The 17,812-nt window shown below is 44.3% G+C and carries 18 protein-coding genes; 15 read left to right on the top strand and 3 right to left on the bottom strand.

Features of this window, described 5'->3' with window-relative positions; all coding sequences use genetic code 11:
* Window positions 1–178: 178 nt before the first annotated feature.
* From C7R91_RS09465 to C7R91_RS09485, 5 genes are all read left to right on the top strand, one after another.
* The gene (locus C7R91_RS09465; protein ID WP_047069317.1) at window positions 179–868 is read left to right on the top strand and encodes a response regulator transcription factor; all 690 of its coding nucleotides are present in this window, start codon (window positions 179–181) and stop codon (window positions 866–868) included.
* 98 nt (window positions 869–966) lie between these two features.
* Window positions 967–1,890: an ABC transporter ATP-binding protein gene (locus C7R91_RS09470; protein WP_047069319.1), complete on the top strand. Its 924-nt coding sequence runs from the start codon at window positions 967–969 to the stop codon at window positions 1,888–1,890.
* Complete coding sequence (locus C7R91_RS09475) at window positions 1,883–2,644, top strand: ABC transporter permease (protein WP_047069320.1); 762 nt, start codon at window positions 1,883–1,885, stop codon at window positions 2,642–2,644. Before C7R91_RS09470 ends, C7R91_RS09475 begins: the two co-directional genes overlap by 8 nt.
* Before the next feature lie 29 nt (window positions 2,645–2,673).
* A complete protein-coding gene (locus tag C7R91_RS09480; RefSeq protein WP_047069321.1) occupies window positions 2,674–3,585 on the top strand; it encodes a sensor histidine kinase in 912 nt (303 codons plus the stop codon).
* A 1-nt stretch (window position 3,586) separates the two neighbouring features.
* Window positions 3,587–5,116: a serine hydrolase domain-containing protein gene (locus C7R91_RS09485; protein WP_052773375.1), complete on the top strand. Its 1,530-nt coding sequence runs from the start codon at window positions 3,587–3,589 to the stop codon at window positions 5,114–5,116.
* A 202-nt stretch (window positions 5,117–5,318) separates the two neighbouring features.
* Here the strand turns inward: C7R91_RS09485 and C7R91_RS09490 are convergent, their stop codons facing one another.
* A complete protein-coding gene (locus C7R91_RS09490; RefSeq protein ID WP_047069322.1) occupies window positions 5,319–6,338 on the bottom strand; it encodes an alpha/beta fold hydrolase in 1,020 nt (339 codons plus the stop codon).
* A 142-nt stretch (window positions 6,339–6,480) separates the two neighbouring features.
* Between C7R91_RS09490 and C7R91_RS09495 the strand changes: the two genes are divergently transcribed.
* The 8 genes from C7R91_RS09495 to C7R91_RS09530 all read left to right on the top strand — a co-directional run bounded on the left by C7R91_RS09495 (window position 6,481) and on the right by C7R91_RS09530 (window position 13,938).
* Window positions 6,481–7,386 carry a LysR family transcriptional regulator gene (locus C7R91_RS09495; RefSeq protein ID WP_047069323.1) on the top strand — a complete coding sequence of 302 codons (906 nt, stop codon included), beginning with the start codon at window positions 6,481–6,483 and terminating at the stop codon, window positions 7,384–7,386.
* 424 nt (window positions 7,387–7,810) lie between these two features.
* The gene (locus tag C7R91_RS09500; protein WP_047069324.1) at window positions 7,811–8,605 is read left to right on the top strand and encodes an extracellular solute-binding protein; all 795 of its coding nucleotides are present in this window, start codon (window positions 7,811–7,813) and stop codon (window positions 8,603–8,605) included.
* A gap of 38 nt (window positions 8,606–8,643) precedes the next feature.
* Window positions 8,644–9,132 carry a hypothetical protein gene (locus C7R91_RS09505; RefSeq protein ID WP_052773376.1) on the top strand — a complete coding sequence of 163 codons (489 nt, stop codon included), beginning with the start codon at window positions 8,644–8,646 and terminating at the stop codon, window positions 9,130–9,132.
* A 96-nt stretch (window positions 9,133–9,228) separates the two neighbouring features.
* Window positions 9,229–9,774, top strand: coding sequence for an RNA polymerase sigma factor (locus C7R91_RS09510; RefSeq protein ID WP_047069325.1), 546 nt, complete (start codon window positions 9,229–9,231; stop codon window positions 9,772–9,774).
* A gap of 59 nt (window positions 9,775–9,833) precedes the next feature.
* Window positions 9,834–10,493: an anti-sigma factor gene (locus C7R91_RS09515; RefSeq protein ID WP_236697839.1), complete on the top strand. Its 660-nt coding sequence runs from the start codon at window positions 9,834–9,836 to the stop codon at window positions 10,491–10,493.
* Window positions 10,494–10,888: 395 nt separating this feature from the next.
* A complete protein-coding gene (locus C7R91_RS09520; RefSeq protein WP_047069327.1) occupies window positions 10,889–11,350 on the top strand; it encodes a hypothetical protein in 462 nt (153 codons plus the stop codon).
* Window positions 11,351–11,655: 305 nt separating this feature from the next.
* On the top strand, window positions 11,656–13,077 hold the full coding sequence (locus tag C7R91_RS09525) for a serine hydrolase domain-containing protein (protein WP_052773377.1): 1,422 nt from the start codon (window positions 11,656–11,658) through the stop codon (window positions 13,075–13,077).
* A gap of 24 nt (window positions 13,078–13,101) precedes the next feature.
* On the top strand, window positions 13,102–13,938 hold the full coding sequence (locus C7R91_RS09530; protein WP_047069329.1) for a M55 family metallopeptidase: 837 nt from the start codon (window positions 13,102–13,104) through the stop codon (window positions 13,936–13,938).
* Between the two features lie 47 nt (window positions 13,939–13,985).
* Here the strand turns inward: C7R91_RS09530 and C7R91_RS09535 are convergent, their stop codons facing one another.
* Both C7R91_RS09535 and C7R91_RS09540 read right to left on the bottom strand, forming a co-directional pair.
* The gene (locus C7R91_RS09535; protein ID WP_047069330.1) at window positions 13,986–14,648 is read right to left on the bottom strand and encodes an S-layer homology domain-containing protein; all 663 of its coding nucleotides are present in this window, start codon (window positions 14,646–14,648) and stop codon (window positions 13,986–13,988) included.
* Window positions 14,649–14,740: 92 nt separating this feature from the next.
* Window positions 14,741–15,496, bottom strand: coding sequence for a C40 family peptidase (locus C7R91_RS09540; RefSeq protein WP_052773378.1), 756 nt, complete (start codon window positions 15,494–15,496; stop codon window positions 14,741–14,743).
* Window positions 15,497–15,643: 147 nt separating this feature from the next.
* On the opposite strand from C7R91_RS09540, the gene C7R91_RS09545 reads away from it, so the two are divergent.
* Both C7R91_RS09545 and C7R91_RS09550 read left to right on the top strand, forming a co-directional pair.
* Window positions 15,644–16,330, top strand: a complete 687-nt coding sequence (locus C7R91_RS09545; RefSeq protein ID WP_047069331.1) for a response regulator transcription factor — start codon at window positions 15,644–15,646, stop codon at window positions 16,328–16,330.
* A 12-nt stretch (window positions 16,331–16,342) separates the two neighbouring features.
* Window positions 16,343–17,707, top strand: a complete 1,365-nt coding sequence (locus tag C7R91_RS09550; protein ID WP_047069332.1) for a sensor histidine kinase — start codon at window positions 16,343–16,345, stop codon at window positions 17,705–17,707.
* Window positions 17,708–17,812 lie beyond the last annotated feature (105 nt).

Consider the following 17,812-nt stretch of genomic DNA (forward strand, 5'->3'; position numbering starts at 1 on the left):
GAAAAAGGGTCGTTTTTTTCTGCATACAACTGCATCTCATAGACACGGTATTCATTCTAATGAGCTTTCAAGGTACTATGAGATTAAGACTCATGTAGCATGAGAAGATACTAGTCAGTAGGAGCATATCAAATCAAATCACGATTCAGCCATATTCACAAAGAAAAAAGGTGAGACCATGGATAAAAAGATACATGTACTAGTTGTGGAAGATGACAGCGATATCAATAAACTATTGTGTACGGTTGTCACGAAGAGCGGGTACATTGCCCAAGCAGCCTATTCGGGAACAGAAGCGAATCTCTACTTGGACAGACAGGAATGGGATCTCGTACTACTTGATCTGATGCTTCCGGGACTCACCGGTGAACAATTACTGGAGAAGATCAATGAGGTGTTTCGGACGCCAGTTATTATTATCTCAGCCAAAGATGAGCAACAGACGAAAATAGCAACACTTCGTACTGGAGCAGATGATTTTATTACAAAGCCGTTTGATATTGAGGAGGTGTCTGCACGCATCGATTCCCATATGCGAAGATACATGCGATTCTCAAATCCGACTCCAAGTAATCGATTAACGTACAAGGAGCTGGAGCTGGATAAGGAAACCAAATTCGTGACGATTAACGGTTCCGAAGTAACTTTGACAGCAAGAGAATTTGCTATTTTAGAGCTGTTCATGTCGTATCCGAAAAAAGTGTTTTCGAAGGCGAATGTTTTTGAAAGTATCTGGAACGAGGAGTTTATGGGGGATGACAATACAGTGGGTGTACATATCAGCAATTTAAGAAGCAAGCTGGCAAAAGCCAATCCCAAACAAGAATATATAGAAACGCTATGGGGGATGGGCTATCGACTTCGATAACGGAACCAACTTAATGTTTTCTTAAGATTCTCTTTGGGATCTCTTATGGCGAGCATTTGATAATGAAGGTATCGCCAAAGGGAGGAGGTGTTCGGCAAATGGCTGAGCTAGTTCTTAGAACAAACGATTTAACCAAAGCTTATAAAGGCAACATCGCTCTTGACAAAGTAACGCTTTCGATTAAACGGGGATCGATCTACGGGTTTATCGGACAAAATGGCGCAGGGAAATCTACGTTGATTCGGATTGTGAACGGGCTTGTGTCCCCTTCGTCCGGTTCCGTTGAGTTGTTTGGAGCAAATAGTGAACGGGAGCTTGTCCTTGCTAGAAAACGTATTGGTTCGATAATCGAAAGTCCTGCGTTATTTCCTCATATGACCGCATGGGAGAATCTCGAAGTACATCGCATACAAAAAGGAATACCGGGGCGCAAATGCATAGAGAATACACTGGAGCTAGTTGGATTACAGGAAGCTGGCAAGAAAAAATCCATGCATTTCTCCGTGGGAATGAAGCAACGTCTTGGAATCGCTATCGCTTTACTTGGCGATCCTGAATTTTTAATTTTGGATGAACCTACTACAGGACTTGACCCGACGGGAGTCATAAAATTGAGAGAGCTCCTGAAAAGATTGCATTCGGAGAACCAAACGACGATCTTGATCTCAACGCATATCCTCAGTGAGTTGCATTTGCTTGCCACTCATTATGGAATCATCCATAAGGGAAAGCTGCTGGAACAATTGACGGCAAATGAACTGCATGAAAAGTGTAAGCAGTACTTGCACATAAAAGTAAATGATACAAGTAAGGCCGCTACGATTATTGATCAGGAACTGCATACCAGCAATTTTGAAGTGATGCCAGACGGTGTGATCAGGCTGTATCAATCCGTTCATGATCCCGGTATGGTTTCTTCGATCCTTTTCAAAGCGGGACTCACAATTGAACAGTTCATGCCGATGGGTGAAGATTTGGAGAGCTATTTCGCTAACCGGATTCAAGGAGAACGCTATGTATAATCTCATCAAATCCGAATGGTATAAGCTACGGAAGGACCGTTCCTTCAGGACACTAGCGATGATCATAGTAGCACTATCGATCTTTTGGCCGCTTTACTGGCATTTCGATAATCTGCTGGATGGTGATCCTCTATTTACAGGGTTAGAATCCTTCCAGCGAGCTATTTCCGGCAACACATTCATTATCAAGGTGTCCTTGTGTATCCTGGCAGGCTTCTTTATATCTAGCGAGTATTCAACCGGGGTCATGAAGAACATGGCAACGAGCGGGAATAGCAGAATGAAAATTTTTACGGCAAAACTGTTTGTGTACTCTTGGGGTGTAATCCTTCTTTCCCTACTGTTTCCTGTTTTCAATATGGTTATCAGCACCTTGTTGTCTGGATTTGGGGCGATGGATGACCAAGCAGTAGCGTTGCTAGTCTTGAGAACAATGCTAGGTACCATACTGTATTCAGCGTCATTTGCCTCGGTCGCTGCATTGTTTGCCATTATCTTCACGAACAGCGGTAAAACGATTTCTGCCTCGATCATCTTCTTTTTGACCATCGATGTCATTTTTACAAACATAGGTGAATTTATCCCTGTCTTTGAAACTGTTTATGAGAATAGCGTGTTTTCATTGGTGGAGGATATTGGGGGTATTTCGCCAAGCAACACAGAATTATGGCGCTTGACGGTGGTTCCGATCCTCACATTTGTTGGCTGTGGACTTGCCGGCTGCTGGGTTTACAGGAAAAAAGAAATTAAGTAGGTAGGAAGAAGGAAGGCGGAAGGATCGAGATGCTATTTGTGGTGTTTGCAGCATGTACTATAGCAGCTGCTGCTATGATCCGCTTGTATGGTCTGAAACGAGAAATAAAGCGAATAACCCATCAGCTGGAGTCATATACGAAGGGATCAACCGAGAAAAAGATCGATATTGCCTTGTTTGATCAGGATTTAGAGACATTGACCGAGGAAATCAACAAGTTGCTTACACTTATTGTGGAGGCAAACGCATTGCGTAGAAGGACTGAAAACGAGCTCAAGCAAGGGATTGCGAATATCTCACATGATTTGCGCACCCCGCTCACATCCATTCTGGGTTATATCCAGCTTATGGAGTCGGAAGGTGTAACCGAGGCGGAGAAGATGGAGTACTTGATTATCGCCAAGAACCGAACGAAGCGTCTGCAAAAGTTGTTACATGACTTTTTCGATCTATCGGTTATCGATCATGCTGACTTTGAACTGAAACTGGAAAAGGTGGATATGAACACGCTCATTTCGGAGGTCTTACTGGGATTTTATGATCGGTTCAACGAAAGCAGCTTGGAACCAATGATTCAATTGCCGAATGAGAAAATCTTGCTCTACGCAGATGAATCGGCTATCAAGCGTGTTGTGGAAAATCTATTGGCAAATGCAGCTACTCACGCTGTTGGCCCAGTTAGGATTCGCCTTGAGAAGCAGGAATTGAAGGTTGTTTTTTCTGTAAGTAATCATGCCCGCCATTTGAATCAGCAAGATGTGGCAAAGCTCTTCGATCGTTTTTATACGTCTGATCCGACGAGATCGGGTAAGGGCACAGGCCTGGGTCTGTCCATAGCCAAGAGTCTAATGCTCAAAATGAATGGGGAGCTGACAGCAGAGCTACAAGGAGAATCACTCATTATGAAATGTGAATGGCAGCTTTATGAAGGAAGGGAATAACATGGCGTATGCCAAAATCACTTTGACTCTTATCTTTTGTTTGACTATGATTCTTACCTCTGTTGAGAGTGTCTATGCGCAAACAGACTTTCCAAAGGATCAAATTGATCATTTCATTCGATCAAAAATGGAAGAGAATCATATTCCGGGATTAGCGGTAGCGATTACCCGTGATGACAAAGTCATTTTCTCAAGAGGATATGGAAAAACAGCAGACCAAAGTCCAATATCTGGGGATACCCCATTCGCTATTGCTTCGCTGAGTAAATCATTTACAGCATTGGCTGTCATGCAGCTAGCTGAATCCGGACGAGTGGATCTAGATAAACCGATTGCTCACTATATTCCCTCGTTTCAGCTGAATGATCCCCGTGGAATGACAATCACAGTTCGTCAACTTTTGAGTCATACAAGCGGCTTGACCGACACCGTTTACCCAGATATGACGATTCATCCTCAGCCCGACTCGTTAGAAGAAGTCGTGCAACGATTGCATGAAGTTACCCTCCATAGCGAGCCCGGCAGTGAATTTCATTACAATAATACGAATTACCAACTGTTAGCCAGGCTGGTAGAAGTAGTCAGTAAGGAAAAGTTCCCTGATTATTTGCAACGGCATATTTTCACTCCACTTGAAATGAAACGTACTTTTCATGTCTCAAATACAAAGCAATTGATTGAAAAGTCCAGTACAATTTCTGGCGGACACTATTTCCTATTTGGAAAACCAATAGCTACTGAAGAACCTGAATGGTTCGTTGAAGGCGCGGCAGGGATGGTTTCAACAATCAACGATATGGCTAAATGGTTGATCATACAGGGAAATAGTGGAAAATACAACAATGTGCAGCTGCTTAGTAGCGAGGGGATTAGAACCATGCATTCACCTACAGGCCCTAAGGAATCATATGGTCTGGGCTGGGAAATCTCTAAAACCGCTGATGGAAAAAAACAAATCGAGCATGGGGGAATTTTGTGGACCTATCAAGCGCAAGAGCTTGTAATACCTGATCAGAAGCTTGGCATTGTCATCTTGTTCAACAGTGGCTTGAATACTTTCGTCGATTATTATTCATTTGTGAGTGGATTGTCAGGAATATTGACTAATTCCCCGCCAGAAAATTCTCTTTTCACTCATACCATGCTTGAATCCGGTATGTGCAGCATCATCTTGATCACGGTGCTTTTGGGAATTCGTCGCTTATGGCGGTTAAAGAAATGGGAAGAGCAATACAAGAAGCGTCCTAGTTGGTTGACCTTCTTATCCTTCATCCTAATGTTGTTACCGTTATTCCTGCTCCTTTTCCTTCCGAAAATGATCACATTTTTTGGTGGCGAACGAGTGCTCAGTTTGGAAGGTATCTTTATGATGATGCCGAGTATTATTATTGGGCTGGCAATAGCTTCTTTTCAAAATCTTGTAATAGTGATAGCTCGTGTTATTCGAATTTGCCAAATACGGATACAATCAAGAGGTTCACAGAACCAAACGATTAACCGAACCACTACAGAAGGGCAGTTCATGGGTTAATGTGTAGAGCTTTCGAAACCATTAGGTAGTGACCAATTTCGTTGAAGGTTGAACGTAGCCTATTATCGTTACGTTCAACCTGCGAATTTGGCCTTTTTAACGGCTAGACTTAGGATAAACTTCCCACCGCTGCTCCTTCTTCAATGCTATTCTTTGCAAGGTTCTTGCTATGCCTTACAGGACACTCCAATGCTAATAGGATCTATCCGTCTGTACTAAGCGCCAACAAGCGTTTTAGATTGTCATCAATAAATTTATTATCGGCACTGTTGATTCCGCGCCCGGCAAAATGGCCCCAGAACGATTCAATAGGGTTAAAAATAGCATGAGGTATTAGCTTAGCCTCGTATTCGTTATCGTCTGCCGAGCAGAAGAGATCCGTGCTCCCTGGCATGACGCAGGCAAGCGCTTTAATGCTTGTGAGCGCCTCATCGAAATCTCCGTTATAGGTCGGATTTGCACTTATATCTGCATGTTGTCCTGTCCATAGCATGGCCAGGACATTGTGCGGATCCATTTTCATAAAGCTATCTTCCCAGACGCCAGTGACAAAATCTGTCAATGAGTCAAATCCCAGATCACGATAAAGTTCCTCTCTGTAAAACGCCTGCGATACGCCCCATCCTGCATAGACACGGCCAACGGCGCGCATGTCCGCAGAAGTCAACTGGTTTAGTTTACTTGAATCAAAGCGGGTCGCAGCCAAGAGCGGAGCTTTCAAACCGTCCAGAACTACATACGTTTGGGGCCATGTCTTTGCAACTCCGGCGAAAGGTGCAATTCGTTCCACCATGTCGGGATAACTTGCCCCCCATTGGAATGCTTGAATGCCTCCCATTGACCACCCTACGACGAGAGCGATCTTTTGAATGCCGAATTTTTCGGTCACCAGCCGATGCTGTAATGTAACGTTGTCATAAATGGTTACCTGCGGAAAATTAGCCCGGTCGAATGGGGGAGGCGTGTTACTGGGAGACGAAGATAATCCGTTGCCCAGCAGATTTGGTACGATAATGAAATATTTCTGCGGATCTAGTGCCATGCCGTTTCCAATCAACCATTCATTCTGCACATGCTGGTCACCAAAAGCAGTTGGATAGACGATGACATTATCTTTCTTTTCATTCAATCTTCCATAAGTCTTATAAGCAATAAAAGCGCTCGGTAACGTCACTCCTGATTGCAAGGTTACGTCACCCAAATCAAAAATTTCATAATCCATCGTATTGCCTCTCCCTTCAAAATGAAACCATACATGAAGAATGTATTTCTTGTTGTAAGTATAGATCTGTGATAGTCTCAGCAAAAGTGAATGAAATTCAAAGCTATATTCAAAAATCTTGAAGGGTAAGGGGGATCGTATGATGGAATTGCGCCAACTGATTACGTTCCGCACGGTTGCATCAACTTTAAATTTCAGTCGGGCTGCGGAAGTGTTGAACTACGTCCCCTCCAACGTCACGATGCAAATAAAAGCATTGGAGGATGAGCTTGGTGTTCGTCTCTTTGATCGCTTGGGCAAGCAGCTCGTGCTCACAACTGCGGGGAAACGCTTTTTAACTCATATCCAAAGCGTTCTAGACAAATTGGACGAAGCTCGCAGCGTCGTTCATGATGATGAAAATGTAAGCGGCACCCTAACAGTAAGTGCTAACGAGGTTCTTTGCGCCTATCGGCTTCCAGTTGTCTTTCACCTATTTCGTTCGCGCCATCCAGGAGTTCGTCTCATCTTCCGCTCCGTTCCAAATCAACAACTCAAGCAAGCGCTTTTTGAGGGAACCGCGGATGTCGTCTTTATGTTGGACGAACCCATTCGCTCAAGCGCACTTGCAGTGGAGCCATTGGTGGAAGAAACTTTCCGCTTTTTCGCCGCTCCAGACCACCCACTATCGAAACTAACTGTACTGCAGCTGGAAGATTTTCACGGACAAGTGTTCCTGACGAATGAAAAGGGTTGTCCCTATCGAACCATGTTTGACCGGCAATTTGAGAAAAAGGGCATTGATAGTATTACGTATTTAGAGTTTCAAAATGCCGAAGCCATTAAACAATGCGCAATTACGGGAATCGGTATTGCCTTTCTTCCTGAAATGACAACGAAAGCGGAAGTTGAACGTGGCGACCTTGTTTCTCTTCCATGGCAAATTCCGCACTTGCACGTGTATACACAGATGTTATGGCATAAAGACAAGTGGCTTTCACCAATCATTTTATCTTTCATAGAAGCAGCAAGGGAGGTTATCGCTATAGAGGAGATTAAAATCGTTTAGCCTTTTCGCATATGATAACACCTACGGGCAGGGGGAAAGTCCCGGCAATCCAAGCAGTTAGAGGAACTAAAAAAGCCTAAGCAGCCAGTGTTATTCGGTATTCTACCGGGTACACTGGTTTCGTTTTTTCTGGAACCGTTCATGATTATAAAACCATGTGTAATTCTAAATGGCCAATTTCAAATAAAACAGACGCGAGAGACCATGAATCCGCTTCGTGCCAGAACTTGAAAAAGATCACCATACACCTGGCTAGGCTGGCGTAGGTTGTGCGGAGATCCTTATTTATTCTTCACCAGACTAGTTTTCCATCGTTTTATGAAACTTTCTAACTATTTCACAATTACAATCAAACCGTTTACAGCCTCCTTTCGTTTCCTTTGATAGTACCGTTAAAAAACATGTGTGAAATGGAGGAAGAATCATGAAGAAGACCGTGTTCCTAGTAGCTCTACTGCTTTTTTTCACTACGGCTGCCGGAATGTCAGCCTATGACGGTAAGCCGGCGTCCCAGGCGACACCAAATTCCAGCACAAGTGACCAAGTCATCTGGGTGTACGGACCAGGTGGACCACTTGGACCGATCAAGGAAGCTGCTGAACATTTTTCAGCTAAAACGGGAATGAAGGTGGAAGTAACAGCCGGACCAGAGAGCAACTGGATCGGTCAAGCAAAGCAAGATGCAGATATTATTTTCGGTGGCTCCGAGTATATGCTGCAGGAGTTTATCTTTAAATACCCCGAAATCATCGACACGAAAACACGTACGGAGCTTTACACGCGTGCTGCAGGAATATTGGTGAGGAAAGGAAATCCTAAGAAGATTGAAAGCCTGGCGGATTTAACGAAAAAAGGAGTAAAAATAATGGATGTGAATGGGGCTGGCCAGCTTGGCCTGTGGGAAGACTTGGCGGGCAGAAAAGGGCTGATCGAAGGCATTTCTCAAAATATTAACGTTTCTGTAAAGTCGAGTGCCGAAGCCATTGAACGATGGAAATCGAATTCCAGCCTGGACGCTTGGATTACCTATGAATCGTGGCATTACCGGCTCAAGGATGTGACAGACCTGGTCGAACTGCCCGAAGAAGAAAAGCTCTATCGTGGAACGCCGATCGCCCTGACAAAAATCACTGATCAGAAAAAAGAGGCACAGCAATTTATTGATTATTTAAGAACGAAAGAATCTCACCAAATCTTTCAAAAATGGGGCTGGAAGTAAGGACGAATCTTACATCTAAAAAACTGGGAGGAACATACATGAAAAATGCAGTTTTTACCCTTGCGATACTTTCAATTATTTTTGCTTTGGCTGCCTGCGGAAAAAGCACGGAGGTAAAAACAGAGACGGTTCAACCCGATCAAGCCCAAACGGAACAAACTAAATCGGAACAAGCCCCAGCTGAAAGTCTCCAGCTTTTGGATAATGAGAAAGCTGGAAAGTACCTGGCGGACCCACAGGGAAGGGCTCTGTATTATTTTAAAAAGGACGAAGCAGGAAAAAGCAATTGCAGCGGAGACTGCCTGGCAAACTGGCCGGCATTTACCCAGGAGGATTTCGCCGTCCCGGAAGGTTTTGACAAAAAGGATTTCGATACGATTACAAGAGAAGACAACGGGAAGAAGCAGGTTACGTACAAAGGCTTTCCTCTCTATTATTTTGCAAAAGACCAGCAAGAAGGGGATGTAAACGGGCAAGGAGTAAAAGAAGTATGGTTTGTCGTAAACAGCGAAACAGCATTTGAATAAGCCTGCCCAGGGAACGATCAGTCGCGGTCGTTCCCATCTTTACTTTTAAAATCGTGTTATGGCAGTATATTTTTATCCAAAAGCAGGGAGTGCCACATGAAAGAAAATTACGATGCGGAATTAATGCGATTGGTAAACGAAAAAAATGGTCACGCATTAGAGGAGCTCTATGATCGATATATAAAGCTTGTTTACGGCTTCGTTATGAAGTTTTGCAATGGGAATGAGGATAAGACGAAAGAGATTATTCAGCTGGTCTTTTTGAGGCTATGGACAACAAACAGCCATTACGATCCTGCTCAAGGCAGCTTTGTAAACTGGCTCCTCACGATTACCCGCAATATATGCATTGACTACCTCCGCAAAGAGAAGAGGCATACGCAACACCATCAAGAGGAACATGAGGAGATCGCCGACCCTGCAAATGCAGTCGAGCAACGAGTAAATACGAATGATATTGCGATGGCGAAAAACAAATTGCCGACGGCCCAAAGAAGATTAATCGAATTGCTTTATTGGAAAGGGTATTCTCTTTCAGAGATCGCCAAGCTGGAACAAGAGCCGCTCGGCACAGTTAAAAGCAGGCTTCACCAGGCTCTTAAAGGATTGAGGAAGCATCTGGAACTGGAGGATATAAAATGAGAAGGGTCTGTGAGCAATTAATTTCATATATAGCAAATGAGCTCAAGGAGAGCGAACACATGGCCTTTGCTGAACATTTAAAGAATTGTACGGAGTGTAAGAAAGAATATCAGGAATTATCCCAGGCCTGGCATGCTTTGCCCTTCGATTATACCGAAACCGAGGTGCCTGAATCGCTAAAAGGCGAGGTGCTGGGGTTTGTTTTTGAGCACAATAGGCAAAGTGATACGGAAACATTCATGGCTAAGATGAGCAAGCTCGCCATGATGTTCAAAAGCCAGTTCACTCCAGTTTCAACCAGTATCGTGACCGTCTTGTTGCTCGCGTTTATTGGCCTTGGAATGGCGAATGTACAGGAAAAAAATCGCCATCCTGAAAATATCCCGATAGAAATTTTAACGGAGATTCCCTTAAAAGCAGCCAATCAAAGCCACCCGCGAACAAACGGCATCGCCTATATTGTCCAGCAGGGATCAGAGAAAAATTTGGTGGTGCAGGTTCACGAATTGCCTGGCGTCGAAGGTTCACAGGTTTACCAGGTTTGGCTGTTGAAAAATAGCAAGAGGGAAAATGGTGGCATATTCAAGCCGGACGAAAACGGATCCGGAATACTGACCTACCAGCTCGCCGAAGGGCAAACTTTTGATCAAATCGGCATCACTGTCGAACCGGACGCCAACAGCAGACAACCAAGAGGAAAAAAAATAGCCGGTTCATAGATGGTAACAGAAAAGGATTGATACATGTTAAATATCCGGTTAACCGGAATAGTACGAGCGAGTGCTGATGTTCAAGAAACTTACCCAAAAACGATTAAACTTTTTCGGGAATATTTCATCTGTATTCAAAATGGTAGAATCGATTTTGATCGATCTTTTTTCAAAATGGATTCTTTGAATTTGCCACATTGAAAGGGCTTCAGCTGGAATCCGCATATGTCCACACGGCTCGGCCAGTTCCGCCTTATGGGTTCGATAGTGAAACAAACACAAATAGAGGCTGCTGGAGTTAAAACCGGCAGCCTTTGCTCAACTAACGGGCAGGATAATTCAATATGTTGGAATGTTATGGTATATATTGTGCATGGATACGATCTGATGGGGGTGGGGATGGAATGGATAAAATCAAGCAAGCCCAAATAAATGGTTTTCTGCAAGCTTTCGCCTTATTAAATCTCCATACAAATCATGGATATACATTTGAATGGAATGAACTGGAGTATCATGACGATATTCTTACTGCTTTTACATATAGCTTTAATCTAGAGGGGGATAAAAACTTAGGTGAAGTACGATTGATACCACTTGACGATTGGAAAGCAAAATTAGAGAAAACTTGTGATGATTGGTTCTTTGAAATTGGGTATCCTTATCACCAATTTGATTCATCCTTAAAGTTTGACCCAAAGCATTGTATAAACGGTTTTATTACACTATTATCAGATTTTTTTGAGGGGAACCTAATGGTATATAAAGTGGAATGTCAGCCTAATTTCTGGTATGAAGCTATTTGGGATGATTATATTTTTTATTCTAATAAGAGATTGTTTCTTTTACATTTTGGAGTTTCTGATTAACGGGACGAGCATAGACAATGACATGAGGCTCCACAGTCATTACCAAAACAACGAATGATCGAATGTAACCAGCGACATTACATGGCCTGGAGTCATACAAGACGAAGGGCCATTTTTATTTGATTGCGTTTTGTTTTGAAAATTAGTTATTTTCGGAATTTATATATTGTCGTTTTCTCATCTGCCGCTTATAATTCTACTAGTGCATGAACTTCATATCCCTATTTTTTTGAAGTCTATACTTCGAAATCAAAAAACTGAAATTGCTTTCTTGTTTGTATGTAATGAACCTAAGGAGGCATGACATGAAGATGAATGAGTGGGAAGCATCGTTTGAAGATTACGTCCAAAGACTGATGGATGATTTTCAGGTTCCCGGTGCGGTCATTGCAGTAGCCAAAGATGGGGAGCTCACTTATGAAAAAGCGTTTGGTTATCGGGATCGCGAAAAGCAAGCCCCGATTGATCTGGATACGGTATTTGGGATCGGATCGATTACGAAGTCGTTTACTTGCATGGCGATCATGCAGCTTCAGGAAGAAGGAAAGCTTTCCGTGCATGATCCGGTTATCACTTATTTGCCTGAGTTTCGCACACCGGACGAAGTCCAAACGAAGCGCATCACCATTCATCATTTCATGACACATACCCTCGGATTTCCGCCACTTCCATCTCTCATTCCCGCCATGCTACCCAGTTTACAAGCCGATCCGACAGCACAAGAGTTACTCCAACATTTTGAAGCGCAATGTCAACACCCAATTGATACCTTCGAAGACCTCATGGCATATATAGAGAAGCTGCCCTTTGAATTGTTGGGACCTGCTGGCACAGAATTCAGCTATTCGAACGAAGCTTTTGGCTTGCTTGGGGCGATTGTTGAGCGTGTCAGCGGCAAAACATACGAAGCCTATGTGCAAGAGCATATTTTACAGCCACTCGGGATGGAACGCACGGTTTTTCATGTCGAGGAATTAGCCGAGGATGACAATACGACCATGCTGTACACATGTCGCATGAATGATGGCGTTCGTGAAGTAGTACGTGCCCCCGGTTGGTGGGATGCTCCCTCCATGCGTGCAGCAGGCTTCCTCAAATCGTCCGCACGTGACATGCTTCGGTATGCGGATGTCTATCGGACAGGCGGGCTTTCAAATGGAGCGAGAATCATCTCGGGGGATAGCGTGTCACAAATGACTGCCCCTCATGTCCGTATTGACTTGAGTCGCAGCTATGGTTACGGACTCGGCGTGCTTCCATTTTCCGAAGATTACACGTTACTTACCCATACCGGCGGCTTAAAAGGGATGACCGCGCAAATGTTCATCGTCCCCGAGGCGGGAGTAACTGGCATTCTTTTAACCAACATGGATGATGCCCCCATTACCAATCTGACATTAGGGCTGTTGAACAGCATGTTCGGTCGCCCGCTTGAGACGCAGTTCGCCACGTTTTCCGAATGGGAAGTGCCGCTTGATTACTTGCAGCAATGTCCAGGTACATATAAATCTGGTGAAGGAGACGTAGTAGAGATCAGATTCGATGAAGCGCAAAGACAGCTCGCACTCGTTTTAGGCAATGATGTGTTTCCACTGCGTTCCGTTGGCGAAGATACGTTTCTGTTCAAGCGCCACAACATCGATTCACTCATTCGCTTTGTTCGCCATCCTGACGGTGAGATCAAGCGCATGGCGTTTGGATCGCGCCAAATGCCGAAAGAAGCCTAATCAAAAATAGGGAGGCAGTTTCTCATGAAGGTGTTTATTTCGTTGGACATGGAAGGGATCTCCGGACTAAGCGAATGGGAGGATGTGATCCCCGGTCGGAGACATTACGAAGCGGGGAGAAGACTGCTGACCCAAGATGTTAATGCGGCGATTGAGGGGGCATTGGAAGCAGGAGCTACCCAAATTATCGTCAATGAATCTCATGGGCCGATGAACAATATTATCCTGGAAGAATTACATCCACAGGCAGATGTCATCCGTGGTTTTTTCAAGCCTCTCTGTATGATGCAGGGGATCGACAGTAGCTGCGATGCCGCATTTTTCATCGGTTATCATGGAAAAGCAGGAACAGGGGATGCGGTACTCAATCATACATTGTCTGGCCTCGCTATCCATCGGCTTATCTTAAATGGCAAAGAGGTGGGCGAAGCAGGTTTAAATGCTGCAATCGCTGGAGCTTTTGGCGTCCCTGTCGTACTCGTTACCGGAGATTCTCAAACGGCTAAAGAAGTGGAAGAAGATATCCCTGGAGTCTTTACGGTCGCCGTGAAAACAGGAATAACGGGACTCTCGTCTCAAGCGATGCATCCCGTTCGTGCGAGAGAGCTGATCCGTCAGCAAGCTAAGGAGGCATTGCTCCATCGCCGTACAGTTAAACCGCTTGCGCAAAGAGTAGAGAATACGATAGAAGTCGAGTTTACGAAATCACAATTTGCCACAGCAGTCAGCTGGATGCCAGGAATTGAACTCACCGAAGGACGCACGGTGCGCTTCCATTCGTCTGATCTTGTTAGTATGATGCCCGTCTTGCAAGCGATGCTGTTGATAACTGGGCAAGTGAATCAGATGATTACTGGTTAAGTAAAAAATGCAGCTCCTCATCACGAGGATCGCTGCATTTTTTTGTTTTAGTTCAGAGGCTTATGGTTTTTTAAATACGCAAGGGCATTATAAATCATTTCGGCTGCCTCTTCACGCGTGATTGGCTTTTGCGGATGGAGCTTTTTTTCTTTATCCAATTCGATCACATCTCTTGCCAAAGCTCGTTGAATGGAGCCTTGGTAATCCACGGTGAGTTCTTGATCATCTTGGATTTCCATCGGTACTAGTTTGATCATAGGGAGATTCCCCTTGGTCTCCATGACTCTCATTAGCTGGTGAATGAACTGCTCTTTGGTCCAATCTGCATTCGGATCGAGATCAGCTGGTAATTCCAATCCATTCGCACCCGCTATGATCAGACTCTCTGCATACCAAGCATTGTTATCTGCTTTGGAAAAAAAGTCAGTGGCTTGTGGAGCCTTTATAAAACGGATCGCAGCCAAACTCAAATCAAAGGCATTTACAATCAGTTGAATACCTTGAGCAGCCGTAATCGTTTCGTTAGGTGCAAATTTGCTATCATCTACCCCTTTTATCACACCTTGTTGCTGTAAGGAAAGAATCTTATCCTTCGCTCCTGATTGGGCAAGATCCGTAAAAGGAGTCGTGGCAGCAAAGCTTGGTTGGGCGAATGACACGGTTAACAATGCAAGGATGGAAAGAGAGATCATATTTTGTCTGACATTCATGATAGCCACCTCGTCTATTTTTGAAGTTTCACTCCATTTGACGAGGAACCATTGATAACGTTTCAAAGTATGTGCTTTCAAAGAGAGGATGATTAAATTACGCGTCTTCCTAGCTCAAAGCGTTTTTCCCAGGAAGTCCCTTTGAATTTGGTTGTCGTAACTCCCGGTTTACCGTACGTATGCAGTAGCTTATTGTCTCCAGCGTAGATGGCAACATGGGTAATGCGAGAAGACGAGCTGCCGTAGCTGCGGAAGAACACGAGATCTCCTTTTTGCAGTTGATCCTTCGAGACTTTTTGACCGACTTTGGACTGTTGACGCGAGTCTCGTGGCAACCTTACTCCGACCTCTTTAAAGACTCGCTGTGTAAAGGAAGAGCAATCAAATGTACGCGTTGTTTTTTTGCTCGAACCAAATTTATAAGGGACGCCTTTAAACTTCAATCCTTCTGAAATGACCTGATCGGCAATGTCCGAAGAGGAGGCCGAAGTATTGTGGTCAAATGAAGCAGTAGTATCTTTACTATCTTCAGTCTGTTTATTCAGATTACTATCAGTAGTACTTTCCTCATTGGCTGTCAGGTCGTTATTCGTACCTTCTTGCACCATTTGATCAAATTGATCAATTTCAGCCTGTTCATTGCCTTGATCTGCAACTGATTCTTCGATATTTTGTTGCAGGTTCAGGTCATCCTTATGTTTTTTCTGCTGTTTATCCTGACTATGTGTAGTGGTGGAGGTGAGACTTGTCTCAGAAGCCGCGTAGGCTTGTCCGTTCATGAGAAGAGAAGTTCCCATTAGAATAGCTACGACCGTAGTAGTGGTGCCTTTCCAGTTTCGCTTTGTCATGATGTTCCTCCTTATGAATAGTTGCTCTTGTTGTGCGTTTCTCATCCACGCAACTATCGTACAGAACAAAACTAAGATTCCCGGTAGAATTTCATGAGAGTTTCCTGAGAAAACTGTTGGTAAGATATTCAAACGGAGTTGATATGCATGCCTACGCCAGATGGAAAAGGCTATTTGCTGCTTGTTGAAGATGAGCATAACTTGGCAAGATACTTACAGTTGGAGTTGGAGAATGAAGGATTTTCGGCGGATATTGAATACGACGGGCTTTCCGGATTAGAAAAGGCACTGACGATTGAGTACGATCTCATCCTCCTGGATGTCATGCTGCCCGAATTATCGGGGATAGAATTATGCCGGCGCATACGGGAAACCAAAGATGTCCCCATTATCATGATCACGGCTCGTGGAGAGGTTCCGGATATCGTCACGGGATTAGACAGTGGAGCCAACGACTACCTGGCAAAGCCGTTTGCCATCGAGGAGTTGTTTGCCCGGATTCGGGCCTTATTGCGTCAGCGGGAAACAAAAGCAACCCAGGAAATAGTGGTTGGTCGCTTACGTATCCAGCCCAACGCACGGCGTGTGTTCCTCGATGAAGAGGAAATCATGTTGACGCCACGCGAATTTGATTTGCTTTATTATCTAGTTCAGAACAAGGAGCAAGCGGTCTCGCGAGAACAAATTCTCACAGCAGTTTGGGGGTTTGACTTTATGGGGAATACCAACATCGTGGATGTGTATATCCGGTATTTGCGGAACAAAATTGAGACTGATCCATCCGTTAAACTGATACATACCGTTCGAGGAATCGGATATACACTACGAGATTAAAAGGAGAACGCAGTGCTTACACATCGCAGATACTCACTCAAATGGAGACTCACGCTGTTTTTTAGCTCGGGCATGTTGGTCTTGCTTCTCTTTTTGTCCATTTTTATTTTTTTCAGCACCTCTAATCTCGTCCATCAACATGAGCAAAAATTACTCAATCAGAAGGCGACGGCTATCGCTGCCGATTTGAAAACGGAAATCACCGAAGAAGCATCACTGACGATTGCCTATTTGACTCGTTTGTTAACCAATTACGCCGACGTCAATCAATACATAAATATCAGTGACCAAAACGGCAAGGAAATCGCTTCGATAAGGGGAGCCAATTGGACAAAAGAGCCGGAAGAGTATTATGAAAGGACCTTGGTCGCAAAAGAACCTGTACAGCTGCCGTTCACATCGGAGCTTTTGTTTGTGCAAATTTCTACTACGACAGAAGCGCTTGAATGGTATTTTTCCATCTTGCTCACGATTCTTTTTCTCTCTTCCTTTTTTACCTTGCTACTTTCGGCGATTGGAGGCTATTGGTTGAGTAACTGGGGACTGAAGCCTCTCGATCATCTTATCCAGCAAATCCATTCCATTTTCCCTCAACGTCTCTCCCAACGAATTCACCACCATCATGTAGAGACTGAAATCTACGAGCTGATCCATGCCTTTAATCTGTTGTTAGACCGTATGGAAGAAGCAATGGTCTATCAGCAGCGATTCGTCACAGATGCCTCTCATGAATTGCGTACACCGCTCTCGATTATTGAAGGGTATGTAAGTCTTCTGCAAAGATGGGGACAGCACAAGCCTGAAGTAAGGAACGAAGCACTCGCTGCTGTGGAGCAGGAGTGCAAGCGACTTTTCAAACTCATTGATGACCTGTTGTCGCTAGCCAAATTGCAGCATACCGCTCAACTAGATTCATCGAAAGTCGTGCAGCCATTAACCCCTCTGCTTCTTGAAGTAAAGCAAGCGTGGGAGCCCATTTTCCCTCCACAAATTAAGCTGTTTTTTGAATGGGAAGAAGCCCTTGTCCTTTTCATGGATCGGGAGCGGATTCGCCAGTTGTTGGACATCCTTTTGGACAATGCACGGAAATACACAGATAAAGGACAAGTGAAGGTACGGGCATATGGGGATGAAGACGCCGTGCACATTGTGGTAGAGGATACAGGGATCGGCATTCAAGCAAAGGAAATTCCCCATCTTTTTAAGCGATTTTATCGTGTGGACAAATCTCGTACGCGAAAAAGGGGAGGAAGCGGGATCGGTCTGGCCATCGCCCAAGCGATTGTCGCAGATCACGAGGGAAGCATCTCCATTGCTCCTTCCGCGGAAAAAGGCTTGATTGTTCATGTTTTGTTGAAGAAAGCGGGAATGGATTGACGACATGAATGATGAACGATGGGGCTCTGTGAGCGTTCCAGAGCCTTCGTTTCTCATAGTGTTCTGGTCTATGAACCTGTAAAATGAAAGGGAGTCAATACATAG

The sequence above is a fragment of the Brevibacillus formosus genome, from assembly GCF_003013405.1.
In the GTDB taxonomy this organism is placed as follows: domain Bacteria; phylum Bacillota; class Bacilli; order Brevibacillales; family Brevibacillaceae; genus Brevibacillus; species Brevibacillus formosus.

Bases quoted from the DNA above. Each gene is read 5' to 3' on its own strand.
- C7R91_RS09465 (WP_047069317.1), top strand. From the start codon at position 179: ATGGATAAAAAGATACATGTACTAGTTGTGGAAGATGACAGCGATATC.
- C7R91_RS09470 (WP_047069319.1), top strand. From the start codon at position 967: ATGGCTGAGCTAGTTCTTAGAACAAACGATTTAACCAAAGCTTATAAA.
- C7R91_RS09475 (WP_047069320.1), top strand. From the start codon at position 1,883: ATGTATAATCTCATCAAATCCGAATGGTATAAGCTACGGAAGGACCGT.
- C7R91_RS09480 (WP_047069321.1), top strand. From the start codon at position 2,674: ATGCTATTTGTGGTGTTTGCAGCATGTACTATAGCAGCTGCTGCTATG.
- C7R91_RS09485 (WP_052773375.1), top strand. From the start codon at position 3,587: ATGGCGTATGCCAAAATCACTTTGACTCTTATCTTTTGTTTGACTATG.
- C7R91_RS09490 (WP_047069322.1), bottom strand. From the start codon at position 6,338: ATGGATTATGAAATTTTTGATTTGGGTGACGTAACCTTGCAATCAGGA.
- C7R91_RS09495 (WP_047069323.1), top strand. From the start codon at position 6,481: ATGGAATTGCGCCAACTGATTACGTTCCGCACGGTTGCATCAACTTTA.
- C7R91_RS09500 (WP_047069324.1), top strand. From the start codon at position 7,811: ATGAAGAAGACCGTGTTCCTAGTAGCTCTACTGCTTTTTTTCACTACG.
- C7R91_RS09505 (WP_052773376.1), top strand. From the start codon at position 8,644: ATGAAAAATGCAGTTTTTACCCTTGCGATACTTTCAATTATTTTTGCT.
- C7R91_RS09510 (WP_047069325.1), top strand. From the start codon at position 9,229: ATGAAAGAAAATTACGATGCGGAATTAATGCGATTGGTAAACGAAAAA.
- C7R91_RS09515 (WP_236697839.1), top strand. From the start codon at position 9,834: ATGGCCTTTGCTGAACATTTAAAGAATTGTACGGAGTGTAAGAAAGAA.
- C7R91_RS09520 (WP_047069327.1), top strand. From the start codon at position 10,889: ATGGATAAAATCAAGCAAGCCCAAATAAATGGTTTTCTGCAAGCTTTC.
- C7R91_RS09525 (WP_052773377.1), top strand. From the start codon at position 11,656: ATGAAGATGAATGAGTGGGAAGCATCGTTTGAAGATTACGTCCAAAGA.
- C7R91_RS09530 (WP_047069329.1), top strand. From the start codon at position 13,102: ATGAAGGTGTTTATTTCGTTGGACATGGAAGGGATCTCCGGACTAAGC.
- C7R91_RS09535 (WP_047069330.1), bottom strand. From the start codon at position 14,648: ATGAATGTCAGACAAAATATGATCTCTCTTTCCATCCTTGCATTGTTA.
- C7R91_RS09540 (WP_052773378.1), bottom strand. From the start codon at position 15,496: ATGACAAAGCGAAACTGGAAAGGCACCACTACTACGGTCGTAGCTATT.
- C7R91_RS09545 (WP_047069331.1), top strand. From the start codon at position 15,644: ATGCCTACGCCAGATGGAAAAGGCTATTTGCTGCTTGTTGAAGATGAG.